This window comes from Bacillus sp. AFS055030 (assembly GCF_002574545.1).
GTDB lineage: Bacteria > Bacillota > Bacilli > Bacillales > Bacillaceae_G > Gottfriedia.
Genome location: NZ_NUGT01000080.1, coordinates 1 through 18,022, shown reverse-complemented (window position 1 = coordinate 18,022; position 18,022 = coordinate 1). Strand labels below are relative to the sequence as shown.

General features: G+C 31.3%; 27 protein-coding genes. 22 read left to right on the top strand and 5 right to left on the bottom strand.

Going from position 1 to position 18,022, the window contains the following annotated elements:
• Positions 1-239: 239 nt before the first annotated feature.
• The 5 genes from CN925_RS18065 (at position 240) to arsC (ending at position 3,919) form a co-directional block, all read left to right on the top strand.
• Positions 240-428 carry a DUF2187 family protein gene (locus CN925_RS18065; RefSeq protein ID WP_098848225.1) on the top strand — a complete coding sequence of 63 codons (189 nt, stop codon included), beginning with the start codon at positions 240-242 and terminating at the stop codon, positions 426-428.
• Between the two features lie 1,182 nt (positions 429-1,610).
• Entirely contained in the window at positions 1,611-1,928 is a 318-nt protein-coding gene (locus CN925_RS18060) for an ArsR/SmtB family transcription factor (protein ID WP_098848389.1), read from the top strand.
• A gap of 59 nt (positions 1,929-1,987) precedes the next feature.
• Positions 1,988-2,425, top strand: coding sequence for an ArsI/CadI family heavy metal resistance metalloenzyme (locus CN925_RS18055; protein WP_098848224.1), 438 nt, complete (start codon positions 1,988-1,990; stop codon positions 2,423-2,425).
• A gap of 19 nt (positions 2,426-2,444) precedes the next feature.
• Complete coding sequence (arsB, locus tag CN925_RS18050) at positions 2,445-3,488, top strand: ACR3 family arsenite efflux transporter (protein WP_098848223.1); 1,044 nt, start codon at positions 2,445-2,447, stop codon at positions 3,486-3,488.
• A gap of 23 nt (positions 3,489-3,511) precedes the next feature.
• Positions 3,512-3,919 (top strand): arsenate reductase (thioredoxin), encoded by a 408-nt coding sequence (gene arsC / locus CN925_RS18045; RefSeq protein ID WP_098848222.1) that lies wholly within the window; start codon positions 3,512-3,514, stop codon positions 3,917-3,919.
• 206 nt (positions 3,920-4,125) lie between these two features.
• Here arsC and htpX read toward each other — a convergent pair whose 3' ends face one another.
• Both htpX and CN925_RS18035 read right to left on the bottom strand, forming a co-directional pair.
• On the bottom strand, positions 4,126-4,998 hold the full coding sequence (htpX, locus tag CN925_RS18040; protein ID WP_098848221.1) for a protease HtpX: 873 nt from the start codon (positions 4,996-4,998) through the stop codon (positions 4,126-4,128).
• 89 nt (positions 4,999-5,087) lie between these two features.
• Complete coding sequence (locus CN925_RS18035) at positions 5,088-5,222, bottom strand: FbpB family small basic protein (protein ID WP_098848220.1); 135 nt, start codon at positions 5,220-5,222, stop codon at positions 5,088-5,090.
• An 821-nt stretch (positions 5,223-6,043) separates the two neighbouring features.
• Between CN925_RS18035 and CN925_RS18030 the strand changes: the two genes are divergently transcribed.
• The 3 genes from CN925_RS18030 (at position 6,044) to CN925_RS18015 (ending at position 8,353) form a co-directional block, all read left to right on the top strand.
• Positions 6,044-6,226, top strand: a complete 183-nt coding sequence (locus CN925_RS18030; protein ID WP_098848219.1) for a hypothetical protein — start codon at positions 6,044-6,046, stop codon at positions 6,224-6,226.
• Positions 6,227-6,822: 596 nt separating this feature from the next.
• On the top strand, positions 6,823-7,197 hold the full coding sequence (locus tag CN925_RS18020; RefSeq protein WP_098848217.1) for a hypothetical protein: 375 nt from the start codon (positions 6,823-6,825) through the stop codon (positions 7,195-7,197).
• A gap of 511 nt (positions 7,198-7,708) precedes the next feature.
• On the top strand, positions 7,709-8,353 hold the full coding sequence (locus tag CN925_RS18015) for a formylglycine-generating enzyme family protein (RefSeq protein ID WP_180233020.1): 645 nt from the start codon (positions 7,709-7,711) through the stop codon (positions 8,351-8,353).
• A 223-nt stretch (positions 8,354-8,576) separates the two neighbouring features.
• Here the strand turns inward: CN925_RS18015 and CN925_RS18010 are convergent, their stop codons facing one another.
• The gene (locus CN925_RS18010; RefSeq protein WP_098848215.1) at positions 8,577-8,861 is read right to left on the bottom strand and encodes a hypothetical protein; all 285 of its coding nucleotides are present in this window, start codon (positions 8,859-8,861) and stop codon (positions 8,577-8,579) included.
• 97 nt (positions 8,862-8,958) lie between these two features.
• Here CN925_RS18010 and CN925_RS18005 point away from each other — a divergent pair, with 97 nt between their 5' ends.
• The 7 genes from CN925_RS18005 to CN925_RS17980 all read left to right on the top strand — a co-directional run bounded on the left by CN925_RS18005 (position 8,959) and on the right by CN925_RS17980 (position 11,934).
• Positions 8,959-9,201: a hypothetical protein gene (locus CN925_RS18005; RefSeq protein ID WP_098848214.1), complete on the top strand. Its 243-nt coding sequence runs from the start codon at positions 8,959-8,961 to the stop codon at positions 9,199-9,201.
• Between the two features lie 110 nt (positions 9,202-9,311).
• Positions 9,312-9,614: a tetratricopeptide repeat protein gene (locus tag CN925_RS18000; protein ID WP_098848213.1), complete on the top strand. Its 303-nt coding sequence runs from the start codon at positions 9,312-9,314 to the stop codon at positions 9,612-9,614.
• Positions 9,615-9,765: 151 nt separating this feature from the next.
• Positions 9,766-10,287, top strand: a complete 522-nt coding sequence (locus CN925_RS17995; RefSeq protein ID WP_098848212.1) for a GNAT family N-acetyltransferase — start codon at positions 9,766-9,768, stop codon at positions 10,285-10,287.
• A gap of 185 nt (positions 10,288-10,472) precedes the next feature.
• Positions 10,473-10,724: a hypothetical protein gene (locus CN925_RS21650; protein ID WP_286138484.1), complete on the top strand. Its 252-nt coding sequence runs from the start codon at positions 10,473-10,475 to the stop codon at positions 10,722-10,724.
• A gap of 39 nt (positions 10,725-10,763) precedes the next feature.
• Positions 10,764-11,099: a hypothetical protein gene (locus CN925_RS21645; RefSeq protein WP_286138482.1), complete on the top strand. Its 336-nt coding sequence runs from the start codon at positions 10,764-10,766 to the stop codon at positions 11,097-11,099.
• Positions 11,100-11,248: 149 nt separating this feature from the next.
• A complete protein-coding gene (locus CN925_RS17985; protein WP_098848211.1) occupies positions 11,249-11,482 on the top strand; it encodes a hypothetical protein in 234 nt (77 codons plus the stop codon).
• Between the two features lie 242 nt (positions 11,483-11,724).
• Positions 11,725-11,934, top strand: coding sequence for a hypothetical protein (locus CN925_RS17980; protein WP_098848210.1), 210 nt, complete (start codon positions 11,725-11,727; stop codon positions 11,932-11,934).
• 96 nt (positions 11,935-12,030) lie between these two features.
• Here the strand turns inward: CN925_RS17980 and CN925_RS17975 are convergent, their stop codons facing one another.
• Positions 12,031-12,249, bottom strand: coding sequence for a hypothetical protein (locus CN925_RS17975; protein WP_098848209.1), 219 nt, complete (start codon positions 12,247-12,249; stop codon positions 12,031-12,033).
• A gap of 515 nt (positions 12,250-12,764) precedes the next feature.
• Here CN925_RS17975 and CN925_RS17970 point away from each other — a divergent pair.
• The 7 genes from CN925_RS17970 (at position 12,765) to CN925_RS17945 (ending at position 16,956) form a co-directional block, all read left to right on the top strand.
• Positions 12,765-12,968, top strand: a complete 204-nt coding sequence (locus CN925_RS17970) for a hypothetical protein (protein ID WP_098848208.1) — start codon at positions 12,765-12,767, stop codon at positions 12,966-12,968.
• A gap of 157 nt (positions 12,969-13,125) precedes the next feature.
• Positions 13,126-13,302: a hypothetical protein gene (locus tag CN925_RS21410; protein ID WP_180233014.1), complete on the top strand. Its 177-nt coding sequence runs from the start codon at positions 13,126-13,128 to the stop codon at positions 13,300-13,302.
• An 82-nt stretch (positions 13,303-13,384) separates the two neighbouring features.
• Positions 13,385-14,140 carry an AAA family ATPase gene (locus CN925_RS17965; protein WP_098848207.1) on the top strand — a complete coding sequence of 252 codons (756 nt, stop codon included), beginning with the start codon at positions 13,385-13,387 and terminating at the stop codon, positions 14,138-14,140.
• A gap of 562 nt (positions 14,141-14,702) precedes the next feature.
• Positions 14,703-15,404 carry an NAD(P)-binding domain-containing protein gene (locus CN925_RS17960; RefSeq protein WP_286138481.1) on the top strand — a complete coding sequence of 234 codons (702 nt, stop codon included), beginning with the start codon at positions 14,703-14,705 and terminating at the stop codon, positions 15,402-15,404.
• Positions 15,405-15,472: 68 nt separating this feature from the next.
• Positions 15,473-15,979 carry a cysteine hydrolase family protein gene (locus tag CN925_RS17955; RefSeq protein WP_098848206.1) on the top strand — a complete coding sequence of 169 codons (507 nt, stop codon included), beginning with the start codon at positions 15,473-15,475 and terminating at the stop codon, positions 15,977-15,979.
• Positions 15,980-16,295: 316 nt separating this feature from the next.
• On the top strand, positions 16,296-16,541 hold the full coding sequence (locus tag CN925_RS17950) for a hypothetical protein (protein WP_098848205.1): 246 nt from the start codon (positions 16,296-16,298) through the stop codon (positions 16,539-16,541).
• A 208-nt stretch (positions 16,542-16,749) separates the two neighbouring features.
• Positions 16,750-16,956 carry a hypothetical protein gene (locus CN925_RS17945; RefSeq protein ID WP_098848204.1) on the top strand — a complete coding sequence of 69 codons (207 nt, stop codon included), beginning with the start codon at positions 16,750-16,752 and terminating at the stop codon, positions 16,954-16,956.
• Positions 16,957-17,067: 111 nt separating this feature from the next.
• On the opposite strand, the gene CN925_RS17940 is transcribed toward CN925_RS17945, so the two are convergent.
• Positions 17,068-17,577, bottom strand: coding sequence for a DinB family protein (locus tag CN925_RS17940; protein WP_098848203.1), 510 nt, complete (start codon positions 17,575-17,577; stop codon positions 17,068-17,070).
• Positions 17,578-18,022: the final 445 nt, after the last annotated feature.

The window sequence follows — 18,022 nt, the reverse complement described above, 5'->3', positions numbered from 1 at the left end:
AATCTATTAAAAGAACTGAATTTACTACAATATTATATTATTGGCTATATTGAAAGTAAGTTAGAAAATCAAATAATTCTTCAAAATTAGAATTATTATCACATGGACCGATAAATTCTATCAGGAATTCATTATGCTAAGAAAAAATACATTATCAGTTGCAGCATTTAATAAAAGAGCCAAATGTGATATGATAAGGTTTAACTACAAGTACTTACTTGATGGGAGGGAATTTCGGGATGGTAAAAACAAAAAAGATTGCAGAATTAGGTGATCATGTCCTGTTTAAGAATGCAATTAAAGGGATCGTTGTGAAGGTCAATGAAAACACAGTCATTGTGAATATAATAGAAAACAAGACCAGTTTGGAGTTTGAAGGAAATAGAACCGTTGTATCGCATAAAAATTATCAAGTTATTGGTGCTTAAGTGAAGATTATTTCATATTTATCCGATCTACTATGAAACTATTTTTAAAATTCAACCAAACCCAGTAATGTAAACGTTTTCTTAACTGATAACTAACTGATTGTAAGAGATGAGCTAAATAAAGATTTGCAATAAAGAGAAAAATAGCAATAGGTCAAGAAATAGAGCATGGATTCACGGTTCATTCTTTTTGCTTATTATGGATAACGGATTGAATTTGATAATCTATAGAAACCACTTTTCTTTGGAATTGTATATAGTCATGAAAAAGTAGATTCCTCATGTATAGGAATCTACTTTTTTATGTGTATACTTCCTTAGTAAATATAAAAGTTGTTACTCCATTCTAAACACGTAATATTATACAACTACTTTTAACTAGCCTTTATTAACTATTTCGATATGGGCTCTCTCCTAAAGATGTAAGTTGCATACCCTTACTTTTAAGTTGGATATTTCTAGTAAGCGTGGGATTTTTTACATTGCTAGTGCAGATTCTTCTAATTCCTCTTTATTTGCTCTCCTTCTTTTACATTTTCAAAAAAGCGACTTTTCATTAGTAGAAGAAGATTAAAGTGTTAGTACATCTTTTTGTCAGTAAAGTAATTGTAAAGGTAGTAACCTGATTATCTCCCATGTAAGAATTTTAATAAGGTTAAAATAAAATGTTACACATACTTTAAATGAAATACGGATTCACTATGTTAAGATAATGCAAAGCATGTTCTTAAGAGGTATTTTTTAAAGACAAGCATGAAAAAGTGGAAGGACTAAAGGCAGCAAATCATTTGCAAAATGATCTGATTTATTTGGACAAACTTTCACAATTTGAGAAAAGAAGTTAGCAAGACTTTAGACAATGATTAACGCAATTTTACAAATGGAGTAACTAGTAATTATAAGTATCCTGCAACCAACTAAAGAAAGGACTGTTGAGTATGTTTCGAGACAATCTGATAATTATGTGGTTTGGATTAGTGGTAATTCTACCACTAATTCTGCAAGTTGTTACCGTTGTTCAAAAATAACACATTGATTGCTAATACCCCCAGTAACTGATTTGAGAAGAGGAATTTTAATCTAAATCAATTTTTTTTGATTAATATGTTGCATATATCTGGTAAATTAACATATACTAAATTCATCAAGAAAATTTGATGAAGGAGAAAACATATGACTGAGATGACACAACAGTTCTTAAAATATGAGCAGAAATTTAAAGCGTTAGCTGACCAGAAGCGTTTAGAAATCATGTATGAACTTTGCCAAAGAGGTAGTACATGTGTATGTGATTTAACGGAAGCGTTCGATATGACACAATCAAAGCTTTCTTATCATTTGAAAATCTTACTAGACGCAGGGCTCATTGTAAAAGAGACAAAAGGTACATGGAGTTATTACGATTTAAACGACACAGAAGTTAACAGTTTGCTATCAGAAGAGCTTTGTTGTATTTTCCGAAAATCAGATAACGCTAATCGTAACAGTAATTGTTGCTAAATTTTTTTAATCTTTAAATCAAATTTTTTTGATTTAACAAATTAAGGGAGGAATTCTGTATGAAATATGTTCATGTAGGTGTTAACGTAACAAATTTAGAGGCATCAATCGTTTTTTATCAAAAGGTATTTGGTATATCACCTCTTAAAGTGAAAGAAGGATATGCGAAATTTCTGTTAGAAAATCCAGGTCTTAATTTCACGTTAAATGTTCGTGATCTAGTTGAGGGAAATCAAGTAAATCACTTTGGTTTCCAAGTTGAAACAGCTGAAGAAATCTTAGCTCATAAGGAAAGACTAGAAAAAGAAGGTTTCTTTGCACGTGAAGAAATGGATACAACTTGTTGCTATGCCGTTCAAGATAAGTTTTGGGTAACAGATCCAGACGGAAATGAGTGGGAATTCTTCTATACTAAAGCAGATAGTGAAGTTCAAAAAATAGAAAATACGTCTTGTTGTCAAACTTCAACTGAATCTAAAGTTACTTCTTGTTGTTAGTGTGTAAAAGGAGAAGAAAATGAAACGATTATCATTTTTAGACAGATATTTAACCCTTTGGATATTCGTAGCAATGGCAATTGGGATAATTCTTGGCATATCAACACCTCGATTTGTAGATAGCCTAAACAAATTACAAGTTGGAACGACTTCAATACCTTTAGCTATTGGATTAATTTTAATGATGTATCCGCCACTGGCTAAAGTTCGTTATGAAGAGATCGGTAGAGTATTTAAAGATGTAAAAGTATTATTTCTATCATTAATTCAAAACTGGTTAATTGGACCAGTATTAATGTTTTTATTAGCAATTATCTTTTTAAGAGATTATCCAGAGTATATGGTTGGTCTAATCATGATCGGTTTAGCACGATGCATTGCGATGGTAATCGTATGGAATGATTTAGCAGATGGTGATCGTGAATATGCAGCGGGATTAGTAGCCTTTAACTCCATTTTCCAAATGATCTTCTACTCTGTTTACGCATATTTCTTCGTAACAGTATTACCAAAAGTTTTTGGTTTAGAAGGTATGACAATCGATATTACAATGCCAGAGGTAGCAAAATCAGTTTTCATCTATTTAGGAATTCCATTTTTAGCAGGACTATTTACAAGGTTAATTCTTGTAAGAGCCAAAGGTAGAGAGTGGTATGAAAAAGCATTTATTCCTAAAATCAGTCCAATTACGTTAATTGCATTATTGTTTACAATTATTGTGATGTTCTCATTGAAAGGAGAAGTAATTGTAGAGCTTCCTTTAGATGTTGTTCGTATCTCAATTCCTCTATTGATCTATTTCATCATTATGTTCTTTGTTTCTTTCTTCTTAGGGAAGAAAACAGGAGCAAGTTACGGAGTTTCAACAACTTTAGCTTTCACAGCTGGAAGTAACAATTTTGAATTAGCAATTGCAGTTGCGGTAGGAGTGTTTGGAATTAATTCAGGAGCAGCATTTTCAGCAGTAATTGGTCCATTGGTTGAAGTACCTGTAATGATTGCGTTGGTTAACGCAGCGTTGTGGATGAGAAGAAAATATTTTGCAAATGAAACAACAATATAAATTTAATCAAAGGTGAAATAGACATGGCAAATAATAAAAAAACAATTTACTTCTTATGTACTGGAAACTCCTGCCGCAGCCAAATGGCAGAAGCTTGGGGGAAACAATATTTAGGAAATGAATGGAATGTCTTATCAGCTGGAATCGAAGCACATGGTGTAAATCCAAATGCAATTAAAGCAATGGATGAAGTTAACATTGATATCCGAAATCAAACTTCAGATGTAATCAATAATAACATCTTAAACAATGCAGATTTGGTAGTGACTTTATGTGGCCATGCGAATGATGTATGTCCAGTAACTCTACCACATGTAAAACGTGTTCATTGGGGATTTGATGATCCGGCAGGTCAAGAATGGAACGTATTCCAAAGAGTTCGTGACCAAATCGGAAATCGTATCAAACAATTTGCTGAAACTGGGGAATAGGAAAAGAGCCTTCTATCATGAGGGCTCTTTTGTTTTCCTTGTATTACTAATAAATTAGTTGTACAACAAGATCAGCTATCTAGTTGATTTTTTTTATTCAACAAAATGGCAAATTAGTCTTAGTTGAGCAAATAATTTATTACAAAGCTTTTAAATCTTATTAAAAAGGATATCTACACCTATAATCGTAGACATCCTTTTATATATTATAATGAGTTTAAACATTCGATACGTTTTTCTAAAGGTGGGTGTGTAGAGAATAACTTAGAAAATTTCTCTTTACCACTAATTTTAAAAGCTGCAATAGATTTTTGGCTATTGTCTACTTTGTTAAGATTGTGTTGTAGGGATTTCAAAGCGTGGATCATGTTATCTTTTCCACCAAGTTCGGCACCTAATCGGTCTGCTTTAAACTCTCTTCTTCTAGAATACCAGAAAATAATTGGACTACTTAAAATGCTAAAAATAATTTCAAATATCATCGAACAAATGAAGTAAACAACTGACGTTAACTCTTCTCGAACAAAATTTGATACAATTTTAGCAACTAAACGTGAAAGGAAAATAACAAATGTATTAATTATCCCTTGTAATAATGTTGTGGTAACCATATCACCATTTTTTATATGAGCAATTTCGTGAGCAATAACTCCACTAATTGCGTTACGATCCATTGATTGTAACATCCCACTTGAAACCGCAACTAATGAACGATTTTTGCTTGGTCCAGTAGCAAATGCGTTAACTTCTGCAGAATGATAAATACCTACTTGTGGCATCCTTTTTAACCCTGCAATTCTTGCTAAACGGTAAGTTTCTTCTAATATAAACAATTCATGTTCACTTTGTGGAGAACGTTCATCAATTAATTGAACATTCATTAACCATTTTGCCATCATACGAGATATTAATAAAGAGATGATCGCACCGCTAAAACCTGCAATTAAACTAAAGGCAATTAGAAACAGGTATTCACCACTAATTAGATAACTTTGAATACCAAATAATGATGTAATAATAGTAATTGTAATACCTACTAAAATATTAATAAAAATAAATAAAGAAATACGTTTAAACAAAAAAATCCCCCCTCGTTTTTACTGTCCTAATTGTTTAATTTGATTAATGATACCAGCTATTTCCTGAAAGATTGCCTACATTCTATTTGTCATTTAGAAGATTGTGAATACTTGTCTTCAATTTTCTTCTCAATTTTCTCCATTTCCTTCTCATTACTCATTAGTTCCTTTTTGTTTTCCAACACCAACTGTTTAAATGACAGTTTAATCGTTTTTCTCATCATCGATCACCTTCTTTTAATAAATTTTTTATAAGGTATCTAAAACCTCTTTTTTCCTTTTCTCTTTCTAAGTTCATTCATGATGATAGAGATCAGTTTTTTTGCCATTTTTATTCCTTTTATCAATACAGTGCTTTTTAGTATTTTGAAAGTTTAGACATGGTCGTGCTCCCTTCTGTTACCGACTTTCCTGAAACTTTGGAATCCTCCTTTGGAAAAAAAACGAATAATTTTTTTCGAAAATGAAAAAACACCTTTACCAATTAGCCGGTAAAGGTGTTAAACATAAAAGACCTTTACCAACTACATTGGCAAAGGTCTCGCTTACAATCGCAATTGCCAGCAAAGCCGAGGATTTAAATCCCGTAATGACGACTTTGCTGTATTAGCTACTCCCCTTTGGAGAAAACACGTTTCATTTAATTGAACTCATCTTAACCCGGAACAGTCTGATACGTCAAGCAAAAACTCTAAATAGAAAAATAGGTAACTAGTATTAACAGACATTGATTTCAAGAGTTATTGTCAATGTTAACCGTAATAAAAAGTCAATTTCATTAATGTAAAAGTTTAGTTATTTCATTGATCTCTATTTCAGTATGTGACCCGATTGTTGAATATCACCTTTATGCAACTACCATGGGAGTACGATATAAACTTCCATTCAATGTTGTGAATACAAGGATTCATGGATGGCTAACGCATGCGTAAGTTGGACAATATAAGTTGCTACGGCAGCTTATTTTTTTTGAAGTAAATGGTAGTAAAGCTGAATAAGATTATAGTGTTGGTAATGTGAATCAAACCATTTACGGGGGGATTTTATGGGAGATGGGTTTGTTTTAATATCGTTTATTATGTTATGCGCTGTTGCTTTTTTTACTTGGGCAATAATAAGTATCAATAACAAACTTAGACTCTTAATAAAAATTAATCTAAAACAAAATGACACTCATTTTAATGATAAATATATAGAAGAAGAAATAGAAAAGTACAGAGATAAATAAAGATTTATGTAAAAAAGTGGGATTCGCAGTAAATATAGAGAATTTAATTTCAAAGAGAATGAAAAAATTGGAGTAAAATATGTTACCAAGTAAATCTTTATTTATAAATTTTTTACTGAGTATTTCATTTGTAATCTCCTTTTTAGTGATAGCATTTATAATGAATGAAACTTTAAGAATTTCAAATTTTACCGTTGCTTTAGGAGGAGGAGTTGCACTTTTTCTCTATGGTATATTTAAAAAGAACACTTCCTCTAAGAAATAGGAAGATATGGAAAAATACATACTTATCTAAAGCAATGCATTAGTAGGAAGTTCAAAGATATTAACTCCAGTAGTGGTTACATATACAAATTAGTAAATTTATCATGTTATTAGAATGAATTAAAATTCCCCCAAGTTTTTTGTTTGATGTCACATTAAATTTAGCTAGAATGTAGCTTGTTCTATATATTTTTAAGACTTTCGACATAATAAACATTCAATATTTAGTTAATTTTGCAAGTATCCAAGCAAAAAAACCCCCAATTTACTGAAAATTCCCGAAGAATTAAAATATGAATATCGAGTGTAATGATTAAGACTGGAGGTTTTATATGAAGAAAATTTTCATTTTATTAAGTTGTACGCTAATTTTATTCGGATGTTCAATGAATACGAAAACAGAAAATAAAAATCCTCAAACTGTTGCGGTTATTGGGATAACAAGTATCGATACGGTTATTCGTACGGCAGATACAGACCGTGATTTAATTGAGGAAATTGAAAAAGGATTCAAAGCAAAAAAATTGCAATCTGGTCAGATCGAAGCGCAAGCGTCTAACTTAACATTATGGTTTATCAATGATGTAGGGAAGAAAGAGGAATTTACTGTAAATTATAATCATAGTTTGGTATCAGGCAACAGTGGAAAAGTATACAAACTTGATGCAAAGACAATCCAATTACTTCAAGAACAATTTATGAATTAGAAAAAACAGAATCATCTATGAAAAAAGTAATTCGAGATACTTTAAGAGCAACACAGCACAGCATCACTTGCAGCATCCTCAGGAATGTAGATTTTATTATTTTTAACTGTATAAGGAATCCAAATTCAATTATCTTTCACTATTGTAAGGTGCTTTTTTTTCAATTTTATTACATAGCATATATATTATTGTTAAGAATTTTTACTTTAAACCTTCTTAACCTTTATTAGCACTAAATCTTACTTATTCAACAAAAGTATGAATTAGTGATCCATGAATCCATAGAATCACAACAGTGAATGGAAGTTTATATCGTTCTCCTATGATAGTTGAATAAGGAATATGCTGCTTTGCAATCCTTTTTATTTTCCTAACGGATTTTTATCTATAAAAAACCAACGTAATTTTTGAATTGATTTTATGGTTCTTAATGAGGTGATTTTTATTAAATCCCGATTATTAGGAGGAAGGCAGAGTGTCAAATGAAATTAAGAGTTACATTGACGATCAAATGGTAAAAATTCCAAGGGGAGATATAGAATTAAGAGACGATAGAACAAAAAGTAAATGGAAAACTGAAATAAGACCATTTCTTCTTGCCCAGTATCCTGTAACTAAGGGTATATACAATACTATAACAAATAAATCACTTAATACTTTTGACAGTGATCTAAAACCAGTTGTGAATATTACTTGGAATGACGCAATTTCTTTTTGTAATCTACTTTCACAGAAAGCAGGACTGCAAGAGTGTTATTCAATAAGTTATGATGGCGAAAGCATATTTTGTGATTGGGAATCAGATGGCTATAGACTTCCTACAGAAGCAGAGTGGCAATATGCGTGTAAAGCAGGGACTACTGGGTATAGATACGGTGAACTTGATAAAATTGCCTGGTATTATGATAATTCTGGAGATAAAATCCATGAAGTAGGAAAAAAGGAACCAAATGCATGGGGTCTGTATGATATGTTAGGAAATGTTTGGGAGTGGTGTTGGGATTTATATGATGAACAAGTCTATGGGTCCTACCGAATTTTTCGAGGTGGAAGCTGGGCAGAGGAAGCTAGAGGTTGTGGGGCTTCATGTCGTCGTCGTAGCCATCCGTCATTTCACATAGACGACCTTGGATTCCGCCTTGCCAGGTCTTTTTAATTTCTTAAACGGATGTGGCAGTTATTAGTCAATGCTTAAACATCCATATTCAACGAAGGCTGGGTTAATTTAATTAAGTACTAAAAATGTTATTGTAGTAAATGAAGAAATTAATTCTTCTTTCTATTCTTCTTTTTTGTCTAAAATGTAAGACATTAAACATTAAATAAAAACACTTCTATATAAATGGTTTTATTAATCACTTGACTTTGAATTTTAAAAATTAATCTTCATTATTTTCACTTCTAAAAGACTTTATGGCAGTTTTTAAAGAAGAATAAGAACCGATAGCAGCATAGCCGTAAAACCAACCCATAAAAATACCAGCGAAAAGATGATGTCGATGGCTTATAAAAACTGAAATACATAATGCCAATACTAATGCTATTATCGGTACATACTTTCTTTTAATTTTTAAAAATATTTTTAATAGTTGAGTTAACAACATTACAATTGGAACTGCAAATATAGCGTCCCAAAAATTAGTTTGAATAGTAGGGAAATCCATTCTGACAACACCTTTTTATCTTATTATCTACACTCTGATCTATATAATATTCAATAGAAAAAAGCTAGTTATAAAATGGTATTGGATAGATGAAGGAATGGCTAGTTCATTTGCACAGAATCTTGCTCCTATCCCGCTCGATGAACTTTCAGAAAATTATAAGACGCAACCGTTAATGAACATAAAACCAGAAAAAACAGGTGCATATAAACCTAGTACCTATTTATTGATGATGTTTGCAGTTGAATATCTCATTCATCATTATGATGAAAAAATTGTTAGCAATCTTGTCGATCAAACGAAAAAAACAGAGGACTTTTCAAAAGCCTTTATGAACTAACCTCACTTAATTTAAAGATATATCATACAAAATTTAATGATAATATTGAAAAAATAAAGGAATTCGAACAACTCTTAGCAGACAAAAAAGAACAAGAAGCAGAAATACAGATGCGTCTTTATCTAGATAAACGAGGAGATTATTTTGTAAATGCTTCGTTACTATTTAGTTTACTAGGGAATTTATACATGTCTCAAGGAAGGTATAGTGAATCCTTGAATATAATGGAAAAGGTATTGCAATTCCAAGACGTCCCACAAGTTTATAAGGTTCTTTCAAAAGTAGCAATGCACGTTGATCATAAAAAGGCAGTTGAGTATGCCGAGGAATCAGTTGAGTCAGCAAAAAGGAATAATTGGAATGTAGAAATTTTTAAGGCTTATTTGAAGAAAGTAATTGATCGTTCTTATTGAACTACCTCATGCAATAGTTGCATAGCCATAGACTACTTAGTTAGTCTATTTTTGTTTTGTTTACTGGTGGTAAGTTCATAAAAGTAGAAGGACTATCGAAGAATTTAATTTAATATATATATTTAATTCTTAAAAATATGAGGTGGACTAAGTGAATATTAGAAAGGCTAATCTAAAAGATGCAAAAGGTATAGCTAAGGTACACGTTGATAGTTGGAGAACTACTTATAGAAATATACTACCAGATAATTTTTTGCAAAGTTTATCATATGATCAAAGAACTGAATCTTGGAAGCAGAATTTTTCTGATGAAAGTAATTATATTTACGTAGCAGAAAATAACGATGGAGATATTATTGGATTTGGAACTTGTGGTAAAAGAGAAACAAATAAAGTCAACAATTCTGGAGATTTAACGTCTATTTATCTACTTGAAGAATTTCAAGGAAAAGGCATTGGTAAAGAATTAATGAAACAACTTTTTTTACAATTTGAAAAGCTGGATTTTAATAAGGTGTTTGTCGAAGTATTAGAAGACAATAAAACTCGTTTTTTTTATGAGTATTATGGTGCTGAATTATTAAAAACAGAAAAGATAAAGATTGCAGGTGTTGTATTAAATCTCCTTACTTATGAATGGAATGACATAAAAGGTGTTGTTTATAAAATTTGAAGAAAAATTTTCTAATAGAACTAACGATAGCATTAGTTGAACAACAAGATCGGCTGTTTAGTTGATTTTCTTATTCAACAAAATGGGAGGATAGTTCAATAAGAATTTTATTAAGAAGTTTAAGGGAAAGGAAAATAATGGGTTTATATAGAAACTCCTATATATGATTAAATAGAGGATTTTTTATGTCTGAATTCAAAAGCATTAATGTTGAAAATATAAATATTGTTGATAAAGATGGAACAGTAAGAATGAGAATTTTTAATAATGATAACATTCCACCTGAAATTATGGATGGAAAAGATTTTCTTCCAGGTCATAGGCAGAAAGATCCTATTGCTGGATTAATGTTTTATAACAGAGAAGGTGATGAGTGTGGAGGACTTATATATGGAAGTAAAAAAGATGAAATGGGAAACTATGAATCCTACGCATAATTAACCTTTGATCAGTATAAACAAGATCAAGTCGTACAAATGCATTATATTGATGAGAATGGGCAAAGAAATTATGGGATTTCAATATATGATAGACCTAATACACCTTTACCAGACCTTGTAGAAAAAACACATAAAATACAAAACTCTGAATTAACTGATGAGGAAATTGATAAAGAGTTAGAAAATATTTGGGAAGGAAATACACCTCGCGCCTTTATGGGTAAAAATTTGAAAGGAGAAGTAACAGTTCAACTATCAGATAGTAAAGGAAAAACTAGAATCAGAATGGTAGTAGATGAAAATGATATTCCCGGTATGGAATTTTTAGATGGAGAAGGTAACGTTACATTTAAAATTCCACCTGAAGTGTAAATTTATCTTTTATTATCCAATTCCTTATGCAACTTACGACAACAAAATGACAGTTTAGTTCATAAGACTAATTAAGTTAATCATAGTATTATATTTATAATAATAAAATGTAATAATTTACCAAAATTTAAATTAAGGGTGGTATTTGAATGAAAAAGAAAACTTTCTGGATTCCTGTAATTTTATTTATCGTTACAACTTTTACATTATACTTATGTGGTTATTTGTTTAACATCGAATATTTAAAATGGTTCAATTTTGAGGTAACCTCAAATGGCGGATTTACCTTTGATGGTTCATTGAATCCAATTATCTTTGGTTTTGTTATCGGATTCGTTGCGGAAAGGATATATGAAAGTAGGAATAAAAACCGCACAGCTTAAACTCACATTTTAGTTAAGTTTACTGTGTGTGGTTTATTTTAATTTAGTGACTTATAAATTAAAATGTTTTTTAAACTAAAATAGATTTTCTCATTAGATAATTTAAAAAAACTCTTATTCAACTAGCGTATGCTTTAGTTGAAGATCACGAGTTGCTTGCAGCTCGTTTTTTTATTGATGTAAAGTTCAATAAGAAATATTGTTAAGCTTGGATAAAATACATTAAAATTAGGTGGATAAATATGGCTATTATTTTTCCTGCTGTATGGCTTGGTATAACTTTACCTATCCTTTTATCTCTAGTTTTCGGATTACTCGAACCTATTGTTACGGGTGATAGTACTGGAATAAGTATGATAATCATTGCATTACTAATTACAGTATTGGACGGTTATATAGGAATAAAAATATTTAACAAATTTCAACTTTGGTACGAAAATCGAAAAAGATAGTGGAAGAAAATCTAATTCAATTACCATGGAAGTTTATATCGTACTCCCATGGTAGTTATATAAGTGGCTCTTTTTCTGTAACTATTGCATGATACCTTATGAGCAACACAGCACAGCATCACTTGCAGCATCCTCAGGAATGTAGACTTTATTATTTTTAACTTTATAAGGAATATTATTTTCTTTAAGCTTCTTCACGTTGACACTTTTTATTGTGTCACCCCATCTAACATATTTACCTTTGTACGCATTTTGACAAGCAGACACTAATAAAAGATTGGTAACATATAATAATAAAATTAGAATTTTTTTCAAAGCTCTATCCCCTTTGTTAATAATTCATAGTTGCATTCAGATATTTTAAAATGTAGCAAGCAGTCAACGAATCTTCTTGCTTAAATTTTACCATAATTATCCATCTTACTGTTATGTTATTCTTAGAACCTTTAAACAAAAAAATAGGAGCCGATGATCGACTCCCAGTAGTTATTCAACTAAAGCATTATATAGTTTAATAAGAAATTACATATTTATGGTAAAATATACCAAAGGGGTGATGGAGAATTAAGAAAAAGAATTATACAGTTTTCTTTTTGCTATTGTTTACTGCATCTATTTCTGGAGGTATGGCACTTAAAGATTATTTTGATTATTCAGTGATTATTGGTGTTGGAATAGCTATGATATTTCTTTTTGCTTCTGTTTATTCTCTCGAGAAAAAGAATAGGGATAATAACTTACATAACTAAATAGTTTATACAACTAACGCAAGCGCAGTTGACAAATGCTTTTAGCCGATTCGGTCTTTTAACTGTAAGGAGGAATTGTTCATGAAGGAAAAGTTAGATAGTATCTTTTTAAATAGTGCAAACTCACAGGTAGAATTATATAGTTCTATTGCTAGTATCATCCTCGGAGTAATTATTTTCTTTGTAGCACTTCACTATAAGAAAAAGCAAAAGAACTGGTGGGTAATCGTTTCATTGATTGGGATGGTTGCGATTATTATCAATGGTGTAAAACTAATTAATTAAAGAAGTTCGGAAAGAGGAACTCAAATTAAGCGTCAGACTATGCCCATGGTTTGGCTTAGTTAAGAAAAGGACTATTATCTTTAATATAGAATTAATAATATTAGTTAAAACATTTGTAAAATATTGGTATTACAGTAAAAAGGTCAGAGAGGATAAAATGATAAAATTTTTAGTAATTAGCTTAATCTTTGTTCCTGTTGTTATCATAGTCACAAATTCGAATTTGCAAAATATTAGTGTTTGGATACTTTGCTTGCTATTTGCACAAAGTGCTGTCTATTCCATTTGGGACTATGTCGTAAAAAGAAAAACGAATAAGAAACTATTAAACTAAAGCATTGTTTAGTTCAATATGACAAGTACCTCAAGGACATAATTATTTTAAAAGGTTTGAAGATAAAACGAGGTGTATATTTGTGAAATTAAATCAAGAATCTCAATACATTAGGTCTGTAAATCTTAAAAATGAGCAAATATATTCATATGATCAATTCCCGCTTAATCTCCCAGTCATTCGGAATTTTCAAGAAATAACGTTTCATCCGAGTGTTACTTATATTATTGGAGAAAATGGAATGGGTAAGTCAACATTACTTGAGGGGATTGCTATAGCTTTAGGATTTAATCCAGAAGGTGGTACGTTAAACTTTAATTTTTCTAGTTATGACTCCCACTCAAATTTGGATGAATATCTCAAAATAGTAAAAGGAGTAAACAGGGCAAAGGATTCTTTTTTCTTTAGAGCAGAAACTTTTTATAATATAGCAACCAATATAGAGGAATTAGATAAGCAACCATTCTCTGGTCCTAAGATAATTGATTCTTATGGAGGAAAATCATTACATGAACAATCTCATGGTGAATCTTTTTTCTCTGCATTTATGGAGCGTTTTCAAGGTAATGGTTTATATATATTAGATGAGCCTGAAGCAGCCTTGTCTCCATTAAGACAAATGTCGATGTTAGCTAGAATTAACGAACTTGTTAATCAAGGTTCTCAGTTTATTATCTCTACCCATTCTCCTGTTATTATGGCTTACCCGAATGCTAAAATTATTCAGCTTACAGAAAAAGGAATGAGTGAATCGAAATTAGAAGACACGAATCATTATTCAATTATGAAACAGTTTTTTGAAGATAGGGATCGATTATTGCACCATCTTTTCGAGTAAAGTAGTAATTACTGCTAAATTCTTAATAAACTAATTCAACTAAAACAAGTATTAGTTGAACAACATGATCGGCACTACGTTTCGTGTCGAAAAATTCAGGTAATTTTTATTTCTTGGGATGATTTCATCGATAGTTTACTTTTTACGACGATTTCGAATGTCACATTTAACAGCTATAAACAAGGTATGCATTAGACTGCTAGATACATAAATGATCGCCCACTAAAAAAAATTCACTGGTAACCCTTCGTCCTTTTTGTAGTTTCATAGGTTCGCTTGTTATAAGGAATCTAAGCCTAACCAGCTCTAATGCTTCAACAAATAGTGGGTGAACTGTTTAGTTGTGGTGGCCAAAGCCTCACGCATGCAACGTTCTACCCCGGCTATCATTATAAAAAAACATATAATACGAACACATTCATTAGTTAGAGAATAAAAGGTTGATACAGCCTTTTTATTTTGCCCTGAGGCAGTAAGGATATAAAGAAGGAATATACAATTAGAGTAAAGAACTTTAAGTTGTATGTAAAAAATAGCAATTTATATTAAAGGAGGAACTCTATTGAAACATCTTCTTTTAGGGAAACAGAACCGGATTGGCTTAGTGGGTATTGGAAAATTGGGTAATGCGTTGATGAAACATTGGTGTGATCAACAAATACCAATTGGAGTTTATCACCCTAATCAGTCAAAAGCTGAGCACTTCATTGCTCGTTATTCAAATGGATATCTAATTAAGAAAGAAGAAATTAATGAATTAAGTGTTTGTATTTTGGCTCTGCCTTCAGATTCTGTGGTTCCATTTATTTCAAAACTCGTTTCTCCACAATTCCCCCTTGAGAATACTTACTTAATCAATATGGCAACCGCTTTGAATACAAATGAGCTTTGTAGCAAATTTCCTGACTTATCTATTGCTGGTATGAAATATATGGGTCATTCCAACGACTTATATGAACATGGGGATGGATTATTTATTACAGAACATTCCTTACCTGATGGGATTTTAGCGTTATTTCGAGTTCTTGGAGAGGTGAAAAGAGACAGTGAAGAAATAGTAATGACAGTTAACAAGACTGCTACCTATCAAGCAGTCAAAGCAGCCATCGAGCTCGAAGAAGAGTTTGCAAAGAAAAACCTCCCAGTTGAATATAAAAACAGAGCCCTAACATCACTTTTTCCAGAAGTAGTACGTTCATACAGTAAGGGGAACCTTGGACATTTTGCAATCGAAATCGTAAATGAAATAAAACATAGAAAATAATGCTATTGTGGTAGTACTGTTCGCTAAGTAACTGACTTTTTAAGGTCGGTTTAAAGGAGGAAACAACAATGAGTAAAGTATTAATTGTAATGGATATACAAAATGATTACTTCCCTGGAGGAAAATTTCCATTATGGAATACAGATGCAACATTAACGAATATTGAAAATGCAATTCAAAGAGCAAATGACAAAGATATTCCTGTTGTACTTATTCAACATATTGCAGATAGCAGTTCTCCATTTTTAAACGAGGGAACAGAAGGTGCTGATATACACCCAACAATTAAAAAAGTTGCACCGAATGCTAAAATTATTAAAAAGGCATTTGCAGATGGATTCTATCAAACTAAGTTAGAAAGTATTTTAACTGAATTAGGTGCAACAGAATTATTAATTTGTGGTATGATGACACAAAATTGTGTTACCCATACAGCAATATCAAAAACAGCTGAGAAATACGATGTGAAGATTCTGTCAGATTGCTGCACAACAGTTAATGAAATGATTCACTTAATCGCATTACGTGCTGTTTCAACACGTGTATGTATCGTTCCATCAACGGAAGAATTCTAATTGTAAAGTAAGGATCCTTCAGAAATGATTTCTTCTATTTCTATCCAATTTTTGTATTATAAATGACCTACAACATTGCAGAATTTTTTTATAACTAATACATACAATAATTGAACCACCTAAAAGCTGCTTCGGTAGCTTTTTCTTATTCAAGAGATATTAGTTCATTAAAGAATATTAAAATATGTATATTAATCTTTAACGATAATGGTACGGGTAAAAAGGTGGTTCACAAATACAACTTCCTTTAACAGTAGAACAATTTAAAAGTATTGAAGTTAGTAAAAACAAATAAAATAAGGAGGATAATTTTAATATGACAAGAGATGAGGCAAAACGAATCCTTTCAGAAGAAGGATTAAAATATTATAACTGGTTTTATCAAAAAGATATCGGTCCAAATGTGGTTCTAATTTATAAAGAGGATACTAAGTGGGTTGTTTGTGCAACTGATGAGAGAGCGAGTATTGTAGAAACATCAATTGCCCATTATGGTAATGAAGAAGAGGCATTAGATGATTTTATTAAACGAGTAAGACTGGAAAAGATATTAAAGCCATGAATATAAAGTAGAAAACTAACGCAATGAGCTTCTATCTCCTGATTTAAAGGAACATCAAAAGAATTATCTGAAAGTCTATTAAAAAAAGGCAAATCTAATTAAAAAAACATTAAATTCACATGGTTTGCAATAATTGAAGGAATTTGTCTAGAGGAAACTACCAAATTAAGTTGAATTTATTTATAAAAGACTGAAAGGTGGTAGTAAAATGACTTTACTAAAAGCAAAAAAAAGCGAAACCTTAATGGATCTTTTGGTAGTTAATGGTCTAATGCGTGACCAAATAAAAAAACTAACTGAACATGACTCTGCGCTGATGGATAAGGAACTTTTATTAATCGTACAAAAGCTGGTTTATTTGGATAGCAAAATGGCAGATATGTTAAGCGCTTTGTCAAAAGAAAAAACAGAATGACTACTCCTATCGGCAATAAAAAAAGGACCTTCTAAGAAGATCCTTTTTTGCTGTTTATTCAACTAACGCACCCTATATAACAAATTAGGTTTTTTCATTAATAGAAAAGACTTATAAGTATTTATCACTAATCACTTTCATATGGTGTAACTCGTGCCCGGCAATGCCATATGCAATGGTACCTAACGAAACTGGACTGTTCATTACAGTTCCATTACGATCCCACGCTGCGTCATCGATTGTTGAAATAAGGCTTAACGTGTTGGAGCGTACCGTGTCTAAACCAGCTAGTAGCTGCTCCCAGGATAATTTGTTGAAGTTTGCCGCAGAAACGTATTGATCCTGATCCATTGCTGGGAGTGGTGCACTTTCATTTCGTGCAATGGCAAGCATTCGATACGACATCACACGTTCCGAGTCGGTCATATGCCCAATCACTTCTTTTAAGGTCCATTTCCCTGGTGCGTACGCCTTCCTTGCTGAGTCCTCTGATACGCTGCTTAAGAGGGTAATGGTCTTAGTTCGTTGCTTACTAAGTATTTCTATAATATCTCCATCTGGCACAAGACTAACATACCTATCATGCTCTGGATTTTCAATAAATAATGGTCGTGGACGCACAAGAATCCTCCTCATCGGAATAGTTAATTATGGTTCTAGGCAAATATTCGACTGTCAGGAAGATATTTCCTTTATTTTTGATATTTAATTTTATTACGGCAAAATAATTGCAAATTAAACAACTTTTTCGATACATATATTTTGAATTTTTTATGCAACTAAAGCTTGCATTATTTGTATAACTTGAGTCGTTAAATGTGACTCTTTTTTTATTCAACATAATGGCAGATTATTTGAACAAGGTGATTTATAATTTTTATCGAACTAATTAACTAATTAATAAAAATATACAACGAGAGGAAGTTAGTTTATGGGGTTTATTTTATCGTTAATACAATTCATTTTTGTGCCTTTTTGTCTTGCTGCAATTACTTATTTTTTATCTGAAATTTTAAAAGAGTTAAGAAGTAGATAAAAATACATATTCAACTAAACCAGCTAATAG